Genomic DNA, 18,130 nt, shown 5'->3' with positions numbered 1-18,130 from the left:
CGGTCGCACAGGGGTTCCTTCAGGCTGGGCCACCCGCGACGGGATGAGTCGGTCATGCCCCACGAACCCTCGCCCCCATGCGTAAGCCACCGAACCGGGTCCACGCCAGGCAGCCCCAACCAGGGAGAGACACATGCCCCATCTTGCTCTGTACACATTCGGCGTCCTGAAGTCACCTCTCGCCGATCCCGCACCTCTCACGCGCGAGTTCTACGACAGTGGTGAGGCCGTGTACCGGAAGATCAGCCAGCACCCCGGATACCTCGCGCGTGCTGAAGCGGCAGACGGTGACCGGGGCGTGCTCTTCGAGGCGGACTGGGGTGCATGGGGAGAGTTCGCCGTACCGACCTGGTACGGCAAGGGCCATACGGTGGAAACCACCGCCCTGGCCGCGACACTCTCACTCTGGACCGGCCTGCGCCCCGCCTTCGACGCCGTCTACACCGGTCTGCACCGTGAGGCGCTGAACAGGCGTTACGACTGGTTCGAGAGGACAGGGCACCCGAATTACGTGTGCTGGTGGGTCTCCGACGGCGTGATACCCACCTGGCGGGACGGGGTTTCCAGGCTGGAGCACCTCCACGACCACGGCTCCGCGCCGCACGCCTTCACCTTCCACCACTCATTCGCCCCGGACGGAACTCCGACCAGGATCAAAGGCATCGGGCCGAAGAGCGACCAGGTTCGCTGACAAGGGAGCCCGAACGACTGGGTTCGCTGTCAAACGCCTCGATTGAATGACGGCGAACAGATGCGTCCGCGCTACGGCGGATCCGCCAGTACCTGGGGCTTCGCCCTCTACCTCGCGAGCACCGATGAGTACCAAGACCCCATCCTGCCCACCAGCGGCTTCGCCGGCACCCCCGAAGACGCCCTCGACTGCGCCTGCGGCCTCCACCTCACCGACCCCAGCATCTGACCCCGCACCACACACAACACAGGCTCCACATCAACCCCCGAAGGATTTACGGAGCCGACCACTAAGTCAGCAATGGAGAAGGGGAAAAGGGATGGGATGCGCGGGGAGCGCTGCGGGGGATCGGTCGCGTTGGAGGCCTGATCGCGCGTCGGTGTGGCCGCGCGCGGCCGGGCAGACAAGCTGCCCCGCGGTCCCCGACGGGTGATCTTCGGCGTGCGGCCCTGACCGGCCCTGCGAGCAACGGGGTTGGGGGCATATGGATACGACCCGGCGCCTGCTCATAGCGGCGGCGGGCGTCACCGTCCTCGCCACCACACTGGCCACCGCCGCGCACATCGCAGCCACGGCAGAGGCTGTGCCGCAGACGGATTCGTCCGATGCGCCACATCCACCGGGGGAGGGCAGTGAAACTTGCGTGACGTCTACCGCGAAAGCGTCACGACAATTCGGGTACATCCTCCCGGACGGGATCCGTGGCTTGCGGGTGACCTGGAACGCCGGCCGGGGCGGCGGCACGCAGTGCCGCCTCGACCCGGCGGTTGCTGGTCATGGTCGCGGTGACGGTGGTCATGCTGAGGAGGAGGCCGGCGGCGGTGTAGAGCGGGGTGCGTACGTCGTAGGTGGTGGCCAGCCAGCCGCCGAGGAAGGCGCCGAACGGGGCGGCGCACATGGCGAGCATGCGGGAGGTGGAGGCGACTCGGCCCATCAGGTGGGCCGGGACGATTGCCTGCCGCAGGGAGGGGCCGAGCACCATGGTGGCGCCCATGCCCGCTCCGCAGACGGCGAGCGCGAGGCCGGCGACGTACGGGTTCGGGGCGGCGGCAAGCCCCAGGATGGCGAGCCCCTCGACCGTGGCCGTGCAGGTCAGCGCGGTGCCGGTGCCGAGTCGTCGGCCGAGGAAGGAGGCGATGGCGGCGCCGAGCAGGCCGCCGGTGGCCTCCGCTGTGAGGAGCAGGCCGAAGCCGAAGGTGTCGATGCCGAGACGGTCGTGCGCGAAGAGGGCGAGTACGGTTTCCACGGCGAGGAAGGCGATGTTGCCGACCGCCGGTCGGAGCGCGAGCCCGAGCAGCAACTGGTCCCGGAAGACGTGGGCGGCCCCGGCCCGCGCCTGTCGCAGCAGCGACTCGCGGGCCTGTGGTGCGGGCCGGGGTGTGGCAGGCAGCGATCGTAGGAGCAGTGCGGAGAGCGCGAACGACACCGCGTCGGCGAGCAGCGGGACCGCCCGCCCGAGCGCGAGCAGGGCACTGCCCGCGGGCGGCCCGGCGAAGCCGGACATGGCGGTCTGGGCGCCGCGCAGGCGGGAGTTGGCGCGCTCCAGGAGCGCGGGGTCGCGGCCGAGCAGGTCCGGCAGGTAGGCCGTGGCGGCCGTGTCGAAGAAGAGTCCGCCGAGGCCGAGCAGGAAGGCGACGGCCGCGAGCAGCGCGATGCTCAGCACGTCGAGCGCGGCCGCTGCCGCCGGTGTCGCGAGCAGCACCGCACGTGCCGCGTCCGCGACCCACATGGTGCGCCGGCGGTCCCAGCGGTCCACCAGCGCACCGCCGAGGACCCCGAAGAGCAGCCACGGCAGCGTCCCGGCGGCCGTGACGACGGCGAGCGCCATCGGATCTCGTGTCAACGTCAGCGCGAGCAGCGGCAGCGCGGCATGCATGACCCCGTCACCGAGCGAGGACACCGTCTGCGCGGTCCACAGCCGTCCGAAGCCAGTCGGCAGTTTCCTTGCCTCTGAGGTCACTTGGCGTTCCCCTCTGCTTGCTGGCGCGGTGCCGGGTGGAACAGGGCGAAGACGAGCGACGCGTCCGGCAGCGACGGATCGGACAGCTCCCGGTACTCGTCCGCCAGTGCGTGCAGCCGCGCCCCCAGTTCGGCGAACTGCTCGTCGGTGAGCCGCAGATGCGCCATCCGCACGTGCCGCTCGCCATCCACTGGCGCTGCCTCCAGGTCCGCCACCGCATGCCGCATCAGCACATCCGGGCCTCCCTCGCCCGGATCCGGCAGCACGATCGCCTGCGCGGCCATTGCGTAGTACCGCTCGGTGACCCCCCGGACCTTCCGAGTTCGTACCACCTTCACCAGGCCGGCCCGTTCGAGCAGCCGTACGTGATAGCTGGAGCTCCCCTTCGCGAGGCCCACGCGCTCGGCGATCTGCGTGATCGTTGCCGGTTCGAAGCGGAGCACGGCCATGATCCGGTGACGGGTGAGGTTGGAGACGGCGCGGAGCTGCTCATCGGTGGTGACGTGGAACGTCTCGGGAAGATCATCGGTAGGCATGCCCTCAATGGTCAACACTTCTTGACCATTGAGCAAGGGATTTTCGTCCCGGGCTCCCGGAATCGGCCGTCCAGCACGGAGGCCTTCGCTCCTGCACTCTCCTTCCCGGCCTCGCTCGACCCGCCCCCGGGCTCCTTCGCTCCGCCTGTCGCGGATGCTCAGCCGCACCGCCCGAGTCCTTGAGTCGTCAAAAATCCTTCGTTTCTGAAGATCGACGGGCAGGGGTCGGGGGGCGCCGCAGAGCCTTCAGAAAGCCCTTCAAAAGCCTGGGTGGTTCAAGAACTCCGGACCACCGTCTTCTGACATGATCCGGGGTCGTGAGTGACCTCCCGGGGCCGCCCGGCCACCCCGAACTCCTCGTCGCCGAACCCCTCGTGCGCACCGAGATCAAGATCGGATACACGCGGGTCTCCACCGGCGGGCAGAAGCTCGAACGGCAGCTCGACGCCCGCACCACCGCCGGGTGCCGCAAGATCTTCTCCGGCGAGAAGTCCGGCAGGACCGGCCTGCGCCCGGAGCTGAAGGCGTGCCACGCCTTCCTCGACGCGGAAGGCACCCTCGTGGTCCCCCCGCTCGACCGCTATGGCCGCAGCCTCCAAGACCTCGTCCACATGGTCGCTGAACTCCGTACGCGCGAGATCGGTTCGAACGGGCCGGCTACCTGCGCCGGCGGCGGGCCGGACGGCGCAACCAGTACGTCCTCAGCCTCGACCAGCCGCTGCGGCACCCCGCGGAAGCCGGCCTCGATGTCCGCGCCCTCGTGCAGCTCGCTGCCACTGGTGGGCCTCAGCCGCCGAGGACGGCTCCCACACCGGTTCTTCTGCCCCGGTCCGCCGCCGCTCCTCGTCCGCCTGCGGGTCAGGCCGCCTGGGTGAGCTCGGCACGGCCGAACAGCAGGGCGTAGCCGGAGGGGAGCCGGGCGAGGATGCGGCTGAGGAGCTCCTCACCGACGAGCTGGGCCACGACGCGAAGGACGGTGCCGCTGTCCCAGCGGGTGGTGGCCGGGCTGCCGCCGATGCGGGACGCCAGGTCCTCGACGAAGCCCCAGCCGGTGAGGGGCTCGGTGGCGGGGATCTGGGAGGTGAAGGTGACGGCGGCCTCGTACGGCAGTCGGGCGGCGAGCTCCACCCGCTCCTCGCCGGTGACCTGGCGACCGAAGGCGGCCAGCACGGCGCGCACGGCCTGTTCGGCCTGGGCCCGGGTGGCGTAGGCGCCTTCGTAGCGCACCTGTTCCAGCATCTGCTCGAACGTCATGCCCGCAGTGGACCGGAACGGCTGCTGCTGGTGATTCATCGCTGACGCGCTTGCCTTTCTCGTCGAAGGTGTTCGCGTCACCGGTGGCCGGGGCTCGTGCGCCGGTCACCGGTGACGCCCGGGGTGAAGGGGTGTGGTGCCGGTGGACTAGAAGGGCTGGGGGTGGCCGAACAGCAAGTCGTAGCCCGCCGGGAGCTGGAGCAGGATGCGGCCGGTGAGCTCCTCGCCCGCCGCATCTGCGGCCACGCTGAGCACGGCGCTCACGTCCCAGGCGGCGGTCTGTTCGGTGGCTCCCTCGATCCAGGCCGCAGTGGCCCGCACGAACCGCTCGGGGGACAGCGGCTCGCGTGCCTGGAGCGGATTGAGCAGGACGAGGGCCAAGTCCTCCGGCAGCCGGGCGGCCAGGTCCGCCCGCACCTCGCCCACGAGGTGCGCGCCCAGCAGCGCCAGCACCGTGCGCGTGGCCCGCTCGGCCTCCTCGGTGGTCTCGTACTCGCCGCGTTCCTTGACCTGGTGGAGGAACGCCTTCCATCGCATCACCATCGCTGCTCCCGTGCCTGAGTGCGGCTGGGGCGGAGGACGGGGGCGGCCGCGGGGGAGGTCGGCGCCCTCGTCCACCGCTGCGGATGGGCGGGGACTCAGCCGCTGATCTCCTTGCGTGCGGAGCCGCCGCCGATGGCGATCTTGCGGGGCTTGGCGCGCTCGGCGATCGGGATCCGCAGGGTCAGCACGCCCGCGTCGTAGTCCGCCCTGATGTGCTCGGCATCCAGGGTGTCGGCCAGCACGACCTGGCGGGAGAAGACACCCAGCGGCCGCTCGGAGAGCTCCAGCTGCACGTCGTCCGCCTTGGTGACGGGCCGCCGCTCGGCCTTGACGGTGAGCATGTTCCGCTCGACGTCGATGTCGATCGCGTCCGTGGCCACGCCAGGCAGATCGAAGGCGATCACGTACTCGTCGCCCTCACGGTAGGCGTCCATCGGCATCGGCGACGGCCGCGACCAGGTCCCGGTCGTACCCAGGAGCTGCTGGGTGAGCCGGTCCAGCTCACGGAAAGGGTCGGTACGCATCAACATCGTCAAACACCTCCAGCGTTCGGGTAGTCAGGCACTGTGCCAATGCGTTCACCTGTCATCGTTGTAACATGTCATCCAAGCGATGACAAGCCGAACGTCATCCAGATGACGACATTCCGATGGAGGTCCGATGACCAGGGACGATGCACCCACCCCCCGCGGCCTCACGCCGGCGTCCTTCCTCGCCGCCGCCGCGGCACTCAACACAATCCATGAGGCCCTGCACACCGCCCAGAGCACGCCGGACGGCACACACACCGGGCCCAACCGGGCCGGCTCGGAGCAGGCACTGGACGCGCTCCTGCTGCTGCGCGAAGCACGCGAGCAACTCGCCGAATGGGAACCCGGCCTGATCGAAGCCGCGCGGGAGGCCGGCGCCAGCTGGGCCGACCTCGCCCACCCCCTCGGCGTCTCCAGCCGCCAGGCCGCCGAACGCCGCTACCTGCGCGTACGCCCCGGCCACCCGGGCTCCACGGGCGAACAACGGGTGCAAGCCACCCGCGACCGCCGCGCCGCCGACCGCACCGTCACCGCCTGGGCCCGCGCCAACGCCGCCACCCTGCGCCAGCTCGCCGGCCAAGTCACCGCCCTCACCGACCTCCCCGCCGCGGCCCGTACCCCGCTCGACGAGCTCACCGCCGCCCTCGCCGACAACGACGCGGCCGCCCTCCTCGGCCCCCTGGCTCTCACGCACGCGTACCTGACGTCCGGCCACCCCGACCTTGCGGCGCACGTCGACGACGTCGCCCGCCACGCCGACCGACTACGCGGACGCAGCGACGACCAGCGCCAGAATCGAGCCTGATCACCACGCCGTGGGGCTCCCCACTCGATCCGCGGCACACCCAGGCCTCAGGTCACCTGTCGCGGGGCAACGCTGTCCCCGGCGAGCACCGAGGCTTTGACAGCGCACCGGCGTCGACGATCCGGACGCCGGAACCTCAAGCACTGTCTACGACGACAACGGGCAGCCAGACCACCAGCAGTGTCAACAACGTCCAGCCCACGCTGACTTACCACTACGACGCCGTCGGCCGAAAGACGTCCGTCAGCAGCGGCGCAGACGAACTGGCCGCCTGGGTCTGGGACGGCCCCGCCATACCCAACGGCAAGGGATACATCACCTTCACCGTCAGCCGCGACGCCTACGGCACCACCGCCACCACCTCCACCGGCGCCTTCGACGCCCGCGGCCGCGTCCTGGACACCACCGTCACCCTGCCCGTCACCCTCACCGGCCTGGCCCGTAGCTACACCACCTCCGCCACCTACGACGCCGCCGACCACATCACCTCCACCACCTACCCCGAGGCCGGCGGACTCGACGAGGGAACGGTCACCACCACGTACGACGACTACGGCCACCCCACACTGCTCACCAGCAGCCTGGGCAGCACCGTCCACGTCGACGACACCGCGTATGACGCCTACAGCCGCCTGGTCGAACGCGACTACGGAGCCGAACTCGACAGCACCGGGGTGCGCGCCCAGCGGCAGCAGGGCTACGACGACAGCAACGGCACCCGCGCACTGAAGTCGATCGCCACTACCACCACGATCAGTGAACTGACCACGGAGACCCGGAGGGCCCGACGGCCTCCGGCCGTTCGGGTCCTGCTCTTGGTGTCCGGTCGGGTGGCGGACAGCACTTGGTCACTGCCCCGTCGACAGCGGCGCCGCACGGGCGGGGCTCCCGGGCTCGGGGCGGGGGCGGTATTCACTCCGGCGGCCGAGCGGCTTCACCGGAGAAACGATCATCTGTTGCCCCGCGTCCCGGACTCGCCGGTGGGGTTCGGACTTTACAGAACCCTAACCGGCAAACTGTCACGCGCGGTCAGCTTGCTGATCTCGTTCCAGTGCGGCAGATCGCTGTCTTTGCCTTCCTTGGGCGTTTGCACCCTTTATGAAAGGGACTTCTATGCGACGAACCGCGAAGCGGCTGCGAGCCATGGCCGCCCTGGCGGGATTTGCACTCCTACCGGCATTCATGCCGGCCCAGGCACAGGCTGCGGGCACGCGCCCGTTCTCGGTCACCATCACCCATGTCGGATGCGTCGATCCGTGTTCCGCCGAGGGGCTCGAGGGCGCGCTGGAAGGCCACCCCGACTTCTACGCGAAGGTTTTCATCAACGGCGTCGAGTACCGGACGCCCACCGTCGACAACGTCTTCGGCGTCGACCCGTACTGGGTGGTCTCCACCGAGCTGCCCGACACCATCCAGAACGTTCCGGTCACGATTCAGATCTGGGACGAGGACGACACCTCGGGCGACGACCTGGGCGACGACAGCCCCCACGACGGCGACAACAACCTCGACTTCACCGTCTCCTACATCGACGGCAAGTGGCGCGACACCGCCATCAACAAGACCGACAACGTGAACTGGCCGCAGTCCTGTTCGTCGGGCGACGGCGGGGACAACGATGAACCTGCCGTCAACGTCTGCTGGGATGTCAGCACCGCATCGACCAGCGGTGACGCGGACGGCGACGGCCTGCTCGACGGCTGGGAGCTCAACGGGTACAACGACGACGGTGACGGCACCATCGATGTGAACCTGCCCGCGATGGGAGCCAAGCCCGACCACAAGGACATCTTCCTGGAACTGGACTGGGAGGCGGGGCGCGCGCCCACCCGCGCGGGCATCCAGGCCATGAAGAGGGCGTTCGCCGCGGCGCCGCCCAACGCCGGTGAGAGCGCGTCGAGCAGGGCGGCGGACAACGGCGGTTTCGGTGTGAACGCACCGCCGAACCCCGACGGCAGGCCCGGCATCAACCTCCATGTCGACACCGGCGGCCTGCTCGAGCCGACGGGCCGTGAGGGCGGGCCGGTCGGCACGTGCTCCGACGGCATCGACAACGGTGCGGACGGGCTGATCGACGGCAACGACCCCACATGCAACACGCCCTTGGCCGACTACCTAGACGCGAGCGTCGAGAACCCCCAGCCGACCAACTGCAAGGACGGCAAGAACAACGACGGCGATGCCTTCACCGACGCCCAGGACCCCGACTGCCTCGTGGGCGACAACCTCGGCGGCGGCAGCGTCATCCCCGCGCCGGGTGCATGTGGCCTCGACACGACCTTCTACGCGTCGAGGAACGCGAACTTCAATAGGAGCCGGCGGCTGATCTTCCACTACGGGCAGATCGCCGCCCAGCCAGGTGTGGCCACATGCCCGAAACAGAGCGGTGGTCAGGGCGAGATCGGGGGCAACGACTTCACCGTCTTCACCCGCGACGCCGGCACGATCATGCATGAGCTCGGGCACAACCTGAACCTGCGCCACGGCGGCCATGAGAACCGGCCCAACTGCAAGCCGAACTACGTCAGCCTCATGAACTACGACCTGCAGGGCGGCATCCCCCGCGTTGGCGGCGGGACCATCCTCGACTACTCGCCACCCAGGAGGAGGGTCGACGGCACATCGCGCGGGCGCGATCCTCTGCCCGATCTCAGGGAGAACGCCCTCACCGAACCGACCATTCTCGACGCGGCCGATGCCGTCAACCGGTTCGTGTTCGTCGACTCCACGGGCCAGAAGGTCCCGAACAACCTCAACACCAGCCCGAACTGGAACGCCGATGTCGACCCGCCGTACGAGCCGAACGTGCCCGCCACGAACATCGACAATGCCGGCCCCGGCCCCAGTCCCGCCCCCGCCAACTGCATCAACAACACGACCGACGAGACCCTGAAGGGCTCCGACGACTGGACCTTCGTGTCGCTGCCGTTCCGGCAGTTCGGCGACTCCGCGAACGCCGCGGTCAACCCGGAGAGCGACGACGTCCCCACCACCAGCGAACTGCTCGCGATGTACGAGCAGCAGAACACCACCGACGTCGGGGTCACCGTCACCGACAACCCCCACCCGGTCGCGGCCGGAACGGACGTCGTCTACACCGCCGTCGTCACCAACCACGGCTCCAAGCCGGCCGCCGCGGTGACCCTGGTCGACACCCTGCCGTCGCAGGTCTCCTACGTCAGCGACGACGCGGCATGCCACCCGTCCGGTGCGACGCTGACCTGCGGCGTCGGCGACCTCCTCGCCGGTGCCACGCGCACCGTCACCATCACCGCCCATGTACCGGCAGACCTCGTGTACAACGCCGGCGGCCCCGTCACCCTCACCAACCGGGCGACGGTGGACAACCTCGCGGGTCCCGACCCGGTCGCGGGCAACGACAGCGCCACCACCAGCACCACGGTGGTCGCCGTCGCCGACCTCGCCGTCACGTCCTTTGCCGCCACGGCACCGCCCACGCAGGTGCTCGTCGGGCAGACCCTGGACGTCACACTGCACGGCACGGTGGCGAACAACGGGCCGTCCAGCCCGATGGACGCCGTGGTCCTCACCGCTACCACCGCCGACCCGGGGGCCACCGTGACGCCTTCCTCGTCCACCCGGAACATCACCGCCCTCGCGGTCGGGACTCCGCAGTCGTTCGACAGCACCTTCACCGTCGGATGCGCACAGCCGGGATCGCACACCTACCGGTTCGCCGCGTCCCTCACGCCGGCCCGCTCGGATGACACCGACCCCGTCGCGGCGAACAACCACCGGCCGGCCGAGTTCACCCTCGACTGCGTCGTGCCCGTCGCGATCAACATCAAGCCGGGCGCCAACCCCAACTCCGTCAACATCCCAGCCGACACCGTCCCCGTCGGCGTCCTGACGACCAAGGCCGGCGAATACGGACTCCCGCTGGACTTCAACGCCAAGGCCATCCAGCCGCTGACCGTCCGCTTCGGACCGCGCAGCGTCGTCTACGACGGCACGGGCGGGAGCACGGAAGTGCACAACCGGGGCCACATCGAGGACGTGGTCGAACGCACCACGACTCCGGTCGAAAGTGTCAGAGACGGCGACCTCGATATGCTGCTCCACTTCGCCTCAGCGAGCTCCGGTCTCCAGCCGGGAGACACAGAGGCCTGCGCCAAGGGTTCGTTCATCGACGGCGCCACCGGCCGGACCTATCGGTTCTTCGGCTGCGACGCGGTGCGGGTCGTACAGTCCTGAATGTCCGTGGGACACGACAACCCCGTCCGGTTGACGGGACGACCAGTTCGGCGGCGTTTGGTCGGTGCACACCGCGTGTAGCTGCGACCGCGTTCTGAGAGGCCCGCACCCTTCCCGTGGGGTGCGGGCGCCTCCGCCATGTCCCTGTCCGGCTCGACCTGCTCGATGACCAAGCACCGGACCATCACGAGCCGCACAAGCTGCGCAAGCGCCCCGCGTAGGGTCTTGAGAGACTGGTCAGGCCCACTCTCAGAGGGCGTTCGAAGTAGGCAGATTGTCCTTGACGCCTTAGTAAGTTCCTCGCCAGGCGGGAGTGGTTTCGTCCGTTATGCGCCTGGTGGGGTTGTCGACCGAAGCGATGTGGATCACGGCTTCGGAGCCGGCGGTGAGGGTCTCGTAGTCGCGGGCGAGGCGGCGGTGCATCCTGATCCGTCCGATACTCCGCTCGACCACCCAGCGCCATTTCACGACGTGAAACCCACGGGTATCCGGTCGGCAACTGTGCGCCCGATCCACCCTGATGCTCGTCTCCCTGCCCCGGAGCACCGGGCACCATGCAGCGTCATGAGATCGCTGACAGAACCGAATTCAGGTAGCGCCGTCAACGCGGCAGGTTCACCGGCGCGCAGGAGAAGGGCTGACCCGAGCGCCGGGGGACCGGTTCGTGGGTGTCAGACGATGCGCTTGCGGCCGCGGATGAAGATGAACACGGTGACGGCTGCGGTCAGGGCGAAGAGGATCGAGGCGCCGAACCACTGCATGCTGCTCATCTGCGACATCGGCAGGTAGTCCACCGACCAGCCCACGAGGTCGAACTTCTGAGTACAGACCTTCTCCGACATCTCGTGTGCGACGCAGGTGCCCCAGCCGTAGGTCTGCCCGGATCCCGAGATGTACGACTGGTCGATCATCAGGGTGCCTTCAGGCGTCTGCGGGAACGCGCCGTGGCTGATTCCCTGGTGGGTGGTGATCGTGAGGACGTGGCCGAGGTCCAGCCGGAAGTAGCTCCAGACCAGCTGGACGACGACGGCGAAGGCGAAGGTGACGACCATGGAGATCAGGGTGCGGCGCAGGAGCATGCCGATTGCCACGCCGCCCACGACGGTGAAGAGCGCGAGGGCGACGGGAACGGGGCCCGTGTTGTCGAACGCGGCGCCATCGCTCCACTCCAGAACTGTGGGCACGTACTTGACCGGCCCCCACCACCGGCCGAACGCGACGGAGAGCGCCGCCGTGCACACGATGACCATCAGGGCGCTGATTGCAAGCTTGGTGGCCAGCCAGCGGATGGGGGTGACGGACTGCGAGGCGACGAGTTTGGCGGTGCCGTTTTCCAGGTCGCCGGCGAGCAGAGGGGCGCCCAGGAAGACGCCAAGCACGATGGGGACGAAGCCGAGGGCGTAGCCCACGAGTTGGAACCGCTGGGGGTGTCCGCCCTTGAGCCACCTGTCGGACGCCGAGTCGGGCCAGCCCTGGGCGGTGATCTGGTCTATCAGGTCGGTGCGCTGATAGACGAGCCACGCCACGCAGATGGCGGTGATGGCGAGGAGGGTCCAGAAGCCGGCTCGGTGCTGGCGCCAGATGAGCCAGTTCAGGCCGCTGAGCCGGGGGCCGCGGGTGGCCATGGGGGACGCAGTGGACCCGTTTGACCTGGTGGCGGAGGTCTTGGTCAGGTTGCTCATGCCGCCACCGTCCGCGAGCCGTTGGAGCCGTAGGCCTGGCCCGGGACGTGGGCTTGGGGGGTGATCAGCGGTGCCGCGTCGGGGCAGCGCAGGTAGGAGAGCAGGAGTTCCTCCAGGTTCGGGGTGTCGGTCTGCCACCGGCCGGTCACCGGGCCGTCGGGACGGATGAGGGCGGTGACTTGGCGTCCGCTGGTGCGGTACTCGACGAGGGTGTGGCCGACGAGTTCCGCCGGGACGTCCTGGGCATGGCCCTGCAACTGGTTGTCGCTCTCGCTGCTCCGGACGCCGTGCAACAACAGGTGGGCGCTGCGGAGTTCGTCCACATCACCGGCCATGCGCAGTCCGCCCGTGGAGATGACGACGAGGAAGTCGCAGACGTTCTCCAGTTCGCTGAGCATGTGGGAGGACATCAGCACGGTGGTGCCGTGTTCGGCGGCCTCGGCCATCAACGTGCTCATGAGCTCGTGGCGTACCAGTGGGTCGAGGTCGGACATCGGCTCGTCGAGCATCAGCAGGTCGGGGCGCTTGCCGAAGGCGAGGGCGAAGGCGACCCGGGTGCGCTGCCCGCCGGAGAGGGTGCCGATCTTCGCTTCCATGGGCACATTGCCCGCGCGGACGATGTTCTCGGCGGCCCGCTGGTCCCAGCCGGGGTTGAGTTCGTGGCCCATGCGCAGCGTCTCGGCCACGGTGAAGCGGCGGAACAGCGGTTTCTCCTGGGCGAGGAATGCGGTACGCCGTCCGGCCTCCGCGGATTCCGGTGCTGCGCCGAACACCTTGAGGGTGCCGTCCGTCGGCTGCAGCAGATTGGCGGCGATCGCCATCAGCGTGGTCTTTCCCGCGCCGTTGGGGCCCACCAGGCCGCAAATCCGGCCGGCCGGCAGCCGGAACGAGCAGTCCTGCAGGGCCCAGCCCCGGCGGTACTTCATGCCCACCCGGTTGGCCTCTATCGCCGGCTCCTTCGCCGGGCCTCCGACGTCCAGGGCGTCTATGGCGTTACTCACTGGTACCTCTCGTTTCCGGACTTTCCGTTGTGCCGGCGGCCGCCGTGGTGTGGGCGTACCGCTCCTCCAGGACCGACGCGACCAGCGCGGCCACGTCCTCCCGTTCCAGGCCCGCCTCGCGTGCCCGCGTCATCCACGCCTCCAGCTCCCCGCGCAATGGGGAGTCGGCACCCGCCTGGGGGCGGGCCAGTGACCGGCGGATGAAGGTGCCCAGGCCGGGCCGTGGTTCGGCCAGACCTTCGCGTTCCAGCTCCCGATAGGCCTTGAGCGTGGTGTTGGGGTTGACCGCGCAGGTCTCGGCGACCTCCTTGGCGGTGGGCAGCCGGTCGCCCGGCATCAGAACGCCCAGCCGCAGGGCCTGTTTGGTCTGCTGGACGATCTGCTGGTAGGCGGGCATCCCGCTCCGCCTGTCGATGCGGAACTCCACGAGCCTCTCAACATCCTTTAGCTACTCGATTAGTGGAATGATGATGTGGCGTTGATCCGAGGCCTGTCAAACAATCCGGCTCCCACGGCCTCTGTCGGGACAGAACGGTGACGGATTCATGACATGGGAATCCTTCCGGTCACCCAACCCGCCCCCTGAGCCTGTCCGCGCCCGCCGTTGGACAGCGGCGATGCGCGCGAGTGAAGGCCGCGCACCTGCACTCATGGCTCAATCCCCTGACCTCGTCGGACAGGGTCTACCGCGTCAAGCGGTCTGGACGGCAGCATCTGCTTCACGTCGGCGCGATCGAGGGTTGCAGCTGCAAGGTGCTCGGCATCGACCGGGACCGAGGGGACCGAGGCGATCACTCCATGAGACACCGCGGCGAACGGGAGCCCGGCCAGACGGTGATGCGAGGGACCATCCCGCCCTACGACTTCGACGACGAAGACGAGTGATGAGCCCAACCACGGCACGACGTCGAGTCGCCGGCGCTTGACGACTGCGCTCAGGAATCCGCTACTCCAGAAGACTGATCGCGCCCGTCATGATGTGAGATCGGCTGTCAATTACCAGGTCAGCGAGCTGCCCCATGACATGCGCCGCGAGACCCTGCACCCAGCGGCCAACCGGGCGCCCCCGTCCCGGGACACGCCAGAAGAGGCCCCAGCACCCCCACAGGCGCCGACCCTCCCCCGTGGCGCCGGATTTTCCCCAACGCAAGGAAGATCGGCACACAGAGGGGTGCACAGGCGATCTCAAGAAGAGAGCCGCCGTGAGGGCGGCTCACGGCGGCCACGGTGGTGACGATCACCGGCAGCCCGGACCAGACTGCTGCCGCACTTCACCCGCCCGATATACAAGTCGGCGCCCGCGCCGGTGCGGTACCTGGTCCGCCAGCTCAAGACCACCCGCGCCGTCGCCGTCCTACTGGGAGTCTCACAGTGCGCCATCGCCCGACGGCTACCAGATCCCTGCCAACACCGCTCCCGCCGCACGTACTGCGATCGCCTGGGCACTCCAGCAACTCGGGACCCCGTACCAGTGGGGCGGCAACTGCAGCAACCCGCATGGCACCGATCCCAGCGGACGACGCGACTGCTCCTCGCCGATGCAGCGCGCCTACGGCGTCGTCGGCATCCAGATCACCCGCACCACCTACACCCAGGTCCACGACGGGCGTCCCGTGCCCGCGAATGCCAACGGCGTCCAACCCGGAGACCTCGTCTTCACCGAAGGTTCAGCCGCTCGTCCTGAGCACGTGGCCATGGCCATCGGTGACGGGCTCCTCGTGCAGGCGCCGCGCCCAGGCCGGGTCGTCGAGGTGGCGAAGGTCGCCACGCACGGCACGATCCTTGTCGTCCGGCGCATGGTGTAGCGCAGAACTGCAGGTTCCGAGGAGAGGTGACGGCGTCCAGTTGCGCCGGACGTGCCTGTGCCCCGGCCTGGCTGGCCGGGGCACGCAAGAGTGGATCAGTGGTTCTCGATCCACCACACGACGAAGCCGACACCACCGGCGCCGGCGCCGTAGGCGACGCCGCGAACGAAGTGGAAGGCGAGAGACTTACGCCGGCGCGAGAACCAGCGGCAAACGCGCTGGTAGCGGGACGCCTGGATCGGGGCCGACTCGGTGGTTCCGGCCGGGGTCAGGTTTGCCTTATCCTGCATGACGTGCTCCGTAGTAGTGACGGGGCCTTGGAAGGGAGCCCTTCCGACGGTGGCCTCGGAACCGCGTCGGAGTTGCAGGGGCTCCCTTCCCACGAGTGCAGGGTCGTTTGCGGCACGGGCTGGATGCGCGGCTCTCGCTGCTCCTCGTTCACTCCATGGTCCCTTGAGGTTTGGGCCCTGCGTATTGGAGTCAATGACCCAACATCCCGTCAGGGTTTTGTCGGAGCAGCACAGTTGGCGTAACACTGGAGTTACGCGGCTTGTGGCTTCGCACAAGTGGAGCTGTGTTTGACGGCCAGTCGCTTTCCCTCAGAATGCGCCACTTTCGGTGTCTGCGGAGCTTCAGGTTGTTGGAGGTCAGCTCGTCAAGGACCCGCTCGGAACAGATGGCGAGGAGCATGCCACAACCGTGTCGCGCGGCCCTTTGCCCGCGGCCTACTCCGCAGGCGAGGGCCGCGGACGTCGGTTGGTGAACCAAGAGGTGGGCCCGGCCAAGAGGGCCATCGGAACAGTGTCAGCGCCTCGGCGAGAGGCGGCGGCCCGGTGCTCGTCTCGGATGGCTCAGCACCCCGACGCTGAGATCATTCTCAGCTTCCCCGGCCTCGGCACCCAGCTCGGCGCCCGGGTGTTCGCCGAGATCGGCGACGACCGGCAACGGTTCGCCGACGCCCGCGGCCTGAAGGCATACCGCGGCGCCTCGCCCATCACCCGGGCCTCCGGCAAGAAGTCCAGCATCACCCGACGCCGGGTGAAGAACGACCGCTTCAACCACGCCGGCTACCTCTGGGCCTTCTCCGAGATCACCGCCTCGACCGGCGTCAAAGCCCACCACCGGCGACGCCGCGACAACCACGCAGACTGGCACACCGCCGCCCAGCGCAAGCTCTTCAGCCACATGATCGGCCAGCTCTACCATGCCTCCGGAATCGAGAACTCTTCGATGAGGAGTCCGCGTTCCCCGCACCTCCTGATGTCGCGGTCAGCGCGGCTTGGCGGGCAACACCTTGTGCACCCAGGCAGGCAGCTCAGGGTCTTCGCGCCAGGACGCAGTGATCGTGATGAGGGCTTCCCACGAGGCTTCGGCGCCGGATCCGGGGCGACCTGTCGCAAGGTCCGCATACAGCCGACTGCATAGGTGGGAAGTGACTTCGTAGAGCGCTCCGTTGACCTCCGCCACTCGCGCCAGAGCGGAACCGGGGGCGTGAGGTGGTTCTCCATTGAGTCGGATGGTGGGGGCCGCGGCAGCGTATGTCCGTCCGTGGATGAAGTCCCGCAACGCGACCACTTGGTCCCACGTGGGCAAAGGGCGCTGGGCGGGGGCCGAGTCAGTCATCCGGCAAGGCCATCTACAAGCTCACCGTGTTCGAGGGCGCGGCCCGGGACCGTCTACTGGCCGGGGGACCGCACCCAGGGAGCGAAGCGCTGATCGGGGCCTGCGTCCTCGCGCCAGTACCGCAGGACGGTTTCCTGGACGACGTCGAGCCGCTCTGCGGCGATGAGGCACGGGACCGGCTCCTGCCCGCCGGCGTCGGCCTCGAAGGCGACCACTATGGGGGGCGTCCCGCCGAGCTGACGAGTGATTTTCAGGAGCTCGTCGGGCGACGGGGCCCGGAAGGCCGGATCGTGAAAGCCGGAAGGGCAGCTGACGAAGACTGGATCGCCGAAGACCAGTTCCAGGCCGTGGTGGTAGGCCAGGTCATGGCCGGCGGCAAGCCTGAGCTCTCCGCCGTCCCAGGCGACGACGTCCCAGTCCCACCAGGACCCTTCAGGGAGCTGGATCGCAGCATGCGCTCCATCGACATCCACCGCGCCTCCCTCCCGTTCGAACAGATGGACAGGCTACACATCGGCTATGCGTGAGCGACTTGACGAGTTGGGACCCTGAGGTGACTACAGCGTCTCCGGGGCGACGAGGCTGATGCACCGGATCGGTCTCACTCCGCAGGTTCCCGCTCGAAGATTGGCCGAGCGCGAGGAGAAGGCCGTCCTAGGGGTCTGGTGGCCACCCTGAGTACGGGTACTCAGGTCGTTTGAGGTCCACGGCAGTGGCCTGGGCTGATCTTGGTTCGTAGAGTCACGGGCAGCGAACGAAGGAGGACAACAGGCGTGCAAACAGCACAAGTTGAGGCTGCGTCGTCTCCGCGGACGAACTGGGCCGCTGGCGCGGCTTTCGTGCTCGCCGTCGTAGCTGCCCTATGCGTGCTGGCCTCCCGGATGCTCGCGTCGCACGCGAATGCCGTGGACGACGAGAGCGCGGGAGTGATGAGCTTGCTGACGCTGGCGGCCAGCTTCACCGGGGCCCTTCCAGCCGTCGTCCTGGGCATCCGCGGGATTGCGACCCGCAGGGGCACCCGAGGCCTGGGGCTAGCGATCGCTGCGGTCGTCGGGGCGGGCGGCTGGCTCCTGTTCGGTGTCGTTGTCTGGCTCGGCTTGGCTGCAGGGATCATCTGACAATCGCGCCACCGCCGTGGTGCCAGGGCGACGGGCGCGGGGAGCTGGACGAGTGGCTGGTCCGGCTCCATGCCCGCTCCCGCAGCCCCGTGGATGGGCGGGCGGCGGGAGCGGACAGGCACCGTCCAGGCGTCGTCGGTTCAGCGACGGGGGCAGCTGCGGCAGGACCGGGTCCGGCGTGGTCGCGGACGGTTCAAACCGGGTCAGGTGGACCACGATGTAGGTGTCGGTGACGGGCGGGGTGTCGTCGGATGTCGGATTCCGGATTTCACAGCTCATGATGGAGATCACGTGTTGAGGGCCCAGGGCGAGTGGTGGTGCTTCCCCCAGGGCCCATGTTGTCGGCCACAAGTCAGTGGTGTCGGGG

Annotated in this window: 18 protein-coding genes and 3 pseudogenes; 10 read left to right on the top strand and 11 right to left on the bottom strand. The window is 68.7% G+C overall.

Translation table 11 applies throughout. The features are described from left to right. Nucleotides 1-133: 133 nt before the first annotated feature. Together ACFW2E_RS19350 and ACFW2E_RS19345 are read left to right on the top strand one after the other, a co-directional pair. Nucleotides 134-691, top strand: coding sequence for a DUF3291 domain-containing protein (locus ACFW2E_RS19350; protein ID WP_384467926.1), 558 nt, complete (start codon nt 134-136; stop codon nt 689-691). A 60-nt stretch (nt 692-751) separates the two neighbouring features. Beyond that, on the top strand, nt 752-919 hold the full coding sequence (locus ACFW2E_RS19345; protein ID WP_384467924.1) for a hypothetical protein: 168 nt from the start codon (nt 752-754) through the stop codon (nt 917-919). A gap of 436 nt (nt 920-1,355) precedes the next feature. Here the strand turns inward: ACFW2E_RS19345 and ACFW2E_RS19340 are convergent, their stop codons facing one another. Further along, nucleotides 1,356-2,651, bottom strand: coding sequence for an MFS transporter (locus ACFW2E_RS19340; RefSeq protein WP_384467922.1), 1,296 nt, complete (start codon nt 2,649-2,651; stop codon nt 1,356-1,358). After that, entirely contained in the window at nt 2,648-3,187 is a 540-nt protein-coding gene (locus ACFW2E_RS19335; protein ID WP_384467920.1) for an ArsR/SmtB family transcription factor, read from the bottom strand. Before ACFW2E_RS19335 ends, ACFW2E_RS19340 begins: the two co-directional genes overlap by 4 nt. Before the next feature lie 317 nt (nt 3,188-3,504). Here ACFW2E_RS19335 and ACFW2E_RS19330 point away from each other — a divergent pair, with 317 nt between their 5' ends. Further along, nucleotides 3,505-4,062 carry a recombinase family protein gene (locus ACFW2E_RS19330; protein ID WP_384467918.1) on the top strand — a complete coding sequence of 186 codons (558 nt, stop codon included), beginning with the start codon at nt 3,505-3,507 and terminating at the stop codon, nt 4,060-4,062. On the opposite strand, the gene ACFW2E_RS19325 is transcribed toward ACFW2E_RS19330, so the two are convergent. From ACFW2E_RS19325 to ACFW2E_RS19315, 3 genes are all read right to left on the bottom strand, one after another. Further along, nucleotides 4,046-4,441 (bottom strand): DUF2267 domain-containing protein, encoded by a 396-nt coding sequence (locus ACFW2E_RS19325; protein WP_384467916.1) that lies wholly within the window; start codon nt 4,439-4,441, stop codon nt 4,046-4,048. The genes ACFW2E_RS19330 and ACFW2E_RS19325 overlap by 17 nt on opposite strands. A gap of 147 nt (nt 4,442-4,588) precedes the next feature. Next, on the bottom strand, nt 4,589-4,984 hold the full coding sequence (locus tag ACFW2E_RS19320; RefSeq protein WP_384467914.1) for a DUF2267 domain-containing protein: 396 nt from the start codon (nt 4,982-4,984) through the stop codon (nt 4,589-4,591). 95 nt (nt 4,985-5,079) lie between these two features. Then, entirely contained in the window at nt 5,080-5,514 is a 435-nt protein-coding gene (locus ACFW2E_RS19315) for an Hsp20/alpha crystallin family protein (RefSeq protein WP_384467912.1), read from the bottom strand. A 130-nt stretch (nt 5,515-5,644) separates the two neighbouring features. On the opposite strand from ACFW2E_RS19315, the gene ACFW2E_RS19310 reads away from it, so the two are divergent. Together ACFW2E_RS19310 and ACFW2E_RS19305 are read left to right on the top strand one after the other, a co-directional pair. Next, on the top strand, nt 5,645-6,319 hold the full coding sequence (locus ACFW2E_RS19310) for a type III effector protein (RefSeq protein ID WP_384467910.1): 675 nt from the start codon (nt 5,645-5,647) through the stop codon (nt 6,317-6,319). 1,113 nt (nt 6,320-7,432) lie between these two features. Continuing rightward, a complete protein-coding gene (locus ACFW2E_RS19305; RefSeq protein WP_384467908.1) occupies nt 7,433-10,534 on the top strand; it encodes a hypothetical protein in 3,102 nt (1,033 codons plus the stop codon). Nucleotides 10,535-10,822: 288 nt separating this feature from the next. Here ACFW2E_RS19305 and ACFW2E_RS19300 read toward each other — a convergent pair. The 4 genes and pseudogenes from ACFW2E_RS19300 to ACFW2E_RS19285 all read right to left on the bottom strand — a co-directional run. Beyond that, nucleotides 10,823-11,026 (bottom strand): annotated as a pseudogene (locus tag ACFW2E_RS19300) (IS5/IS1182 family transposase); the annotation flags it as partial. A gap of 179 nt (nt 11,027-11,205) precedes the next feature. Continuing rightward, a complete protein-coding gene (locus ACFW2E_RS19295) occupies nt 11,206-12,216 on the bottom strand; it encodes an ABC transporter (protein ID WP_384467906.1) in 1,011 nt (336 codons plus the stop codon). After that, the gene (locus ACFW2E_RS19290) at nt 12,213-13,142 is read right to left on the bottom strand and encodes an ABC transporter ATP-binding protein (RefSeq protein ID WP_384467930.1); all 930 of its coding nucleotides are present in this window, start codon (nt 13,140-13,142) and stop codon (nt 12,213-12,215) included. The genes ACFW2E_RS19295 and ACFW2E_RS19290 overlap by 4 nt, the downstream gene beginning before the upstream one ends. Nucleotides 13,143-13,209: 67 nt before the next feature. After that, a complete protein-coding gene (locus ACFW2E_RS19285; protein WP_384467928.1) occupies nt 13,210-13,614 on the bottom strand; it encodes a GntR family transcriptional regulator in 405 nt (134 codons plus the stop codon). A gap of 230 nt (nt 13,615-13,844) precedes the next feature. On the opposite strand from ACFW2E_RS19285, the gene ACFW2E_RS19280 reads away from it, so the two are divergent. Together ACFW2E_RS19280 and ACFW2E_RS19275 are read left to right on the top strand one after the other, a co-directional pair. After that, on the top strand, nt 13,845-14,102 hold the full coding sequence (locus tag ACFW2E_RS19280) for a hypothetical protein (RefSeq protein ID WP_384467904.1): 258 nt from the start codon (nt 13,845-13,847) through the stop codon (nt 14,100-14,102). Between the two features lie 134 nt (nt 14,103-14,236). After that, nucleotides 14,237-15,022 carry a C40 family peptidase gene (locus ACFW2E_RS19275; RefSeq protein WP_384467902.1) on the top strand — a complete coding sequence of 262 codons (786 nt, stop codon included), beginning with the start codon at nt 14,237-14,239 and terminating at the stop codon, nt 15,020-15,022. Nucleotides 15,023-15,117: 95 nt separating this feature from the next. Here the strand turns inward: ACFW2E_RS19275 and ACFW2E_RS19270 are convergent, their stop codons facing one another. Further along, the gene (locus ACFW2E_RS19270) at nt 15,118-15,312 is read right to left on the bottom strand and encodes a hypothetical protein (protein ID WP_384467900.1); all 195 of its coding nucleotides are present in this window, start codon (nt 15,310-15,312) and stop codon (nt 15,118-15,120) included. A 562-nt stretch (nt 15,313-15,874) separates the two neighbouring features. Between ACFW2E_RS19270 and ACFW2E_RS19265 the strand changes: the two are divergent. Further along, nucleotides 15,875-16,365 (top strand): annotated as a pseudogene (locus ACFW2E_RS19265) (transposase); the annotation flags it as partial. Between the two features lie 333 nt (nt 16,366-16,698). On the opposite strand, the gene ACFW2E_RS19260 reads toward ACFW2E_RS19265, so the two are convergent. After that, the gene (locus tag ACFW2E_RS19260; RefSeq protein WP_384467898.1) at nt 16,699-17,118 is read right to left on the bottom strand and encodes a hypothetical protein; all 420 of its coding nucleotides are present in this window, start codon (nt 17,116-17,118) and stop codon (nt 16,699-16,701) included. Nucleotides 17,119-17,212: 94 nt separating this feature from the next. On the opposite strand from ACFW2E_RS19260, the pseudogene ACFW2E_RS19255 reads away from it, so the two are divergent. Further along, a pseudogene (locus ACFW2E_RS19255) lies at nt 17,213-17,323 on the top strand (winged helix-turn-helix domain-containing protein); the annotation flags it as partial. Nucleotides 17,324-17,418: 95 nt separating this feature from the next. Continuing rightward, nucleotides 17,419-17,763 (top strand): hypothetical protein, encoded by a 345-nt coding sequence (locus tag ACFW2E_RS19250; RefSeq protein WP_384467896.1) that lies wholly within the window; start codon nt 17,419-17,421, stop codon nt 17,761-17,763. Nucleotides 17,764-18,130: the final 367 nt, after the last annotated feature.

Origin of the sequence: Streptomyces sp. NPDC058964, assembly GCF_042741275.1 — a bacterium.
In the GTDB taxonomy this organism is placed as follows: Bacteria; Actinomycetota; Actinomycetes; order Streptomycetales; family Streptomycetaceae; genus Streptomyces.
The sequence above is the reverse complement of the archived record's forward strand: the minus strand, read 5'-3'. Positions and strand labels throughout refer to the sequence as shown.

Bases quoted from the DNA above. Each gene is read 5' to 3' on its own strand.
- ACFW2E_RS19350 (WP_384467926.1), top strand. From the start codon at position 134: ATGCCCCATCTTGCTCTGTACACATTCGGCGTCCTGAAGTCACCTCTC.
- ACFW2E_RS19345 (WP_384467924.1), top strand. From the start codon at position 752: ATGCGTCCGCGCTACGGCGGATCCGCCAGTACCTGGGGCTTCGCCCTC.
- ACFW2E_RS19335 (WP_384467920.1), bottom strand. From the start codon at position 3,187: ATGCCTACCGATGATCTTCCCGAGACGTTCCACGTCACCACCGATGAG.
- ACFW2E_RS19325 (WP_384467916.1), bottom strand. From the start codon at position 4,441: ATGACGTTCGAGCAGATGCTGGAACAGGTGCGCTACGAAGGCGCCTAC.
- ACFW2E_RS19320 (WP_384467914.1), bottom strand. From the start codon at position 4,984: ATGGTGATGCGATGGAAGGCGTTCCTCCACCAGGTCAAGGAACGCGGC.
- ACFW2E_RS19315 (WP_384467912.1), bottom strand. From the start codon at position 5,514: ATGTTGATGCGTACCGACCCTTTCCGTGAGCTGGACCGGCTCACCCAG.
- ACFW2E_RS19310 (WP_384467910.1), top strand. From the start codon at position 5,645: ATGACCAGGGACGATGCACCCACCCCCCGCGGCCTCACGCCGGCGTCC.
- ACFW2E_RS19305 (WP_384467908.1), top strand. From the start codon at position 7,433: ATGCGACGAACCGCGAAGCGGCTGCGAGCCATGGCCGCCCTGGCGGGA.
- ACFW2E_RS19295 (WP_384467906.1), bottom strand. From the start codon at position 12,216: ATGAGCAACCTGACCAAGACCTCCGCCACCAGGTCAAACGGGTCCACT.
- ACFW2E_RS19290 (WP_384467930.1), bottom strand. From the start codon at position 13,142: ATGAAGTACCGCCGGGGCTGGGCCCTGCAGGACTGCTCGTTCCGGCTG.
- ACFW2E_RS19285 (WP_384467928.1), bottom strand. From the start codon at position 13,614: ATGCCCGCCTACCAGCAGATCGTCCAGCAGACCAAACAGGCCCTGCGG.
- ACFW2E_RS19275 (WP_384467902.1), top strand. From the start codon at position 14,237: ATGACATGCGCCGCGAGACCCTGCACCCAGCGGCCAACCGGGCGCCCC.
- ACFW2E_RS19270 (WP_384467900.1), bottom strand. From the start codon at position 15,312: ATGCAGGATAAGGCAAACCTGACCCCGGCCGGAACCACCGAGTCGGCC.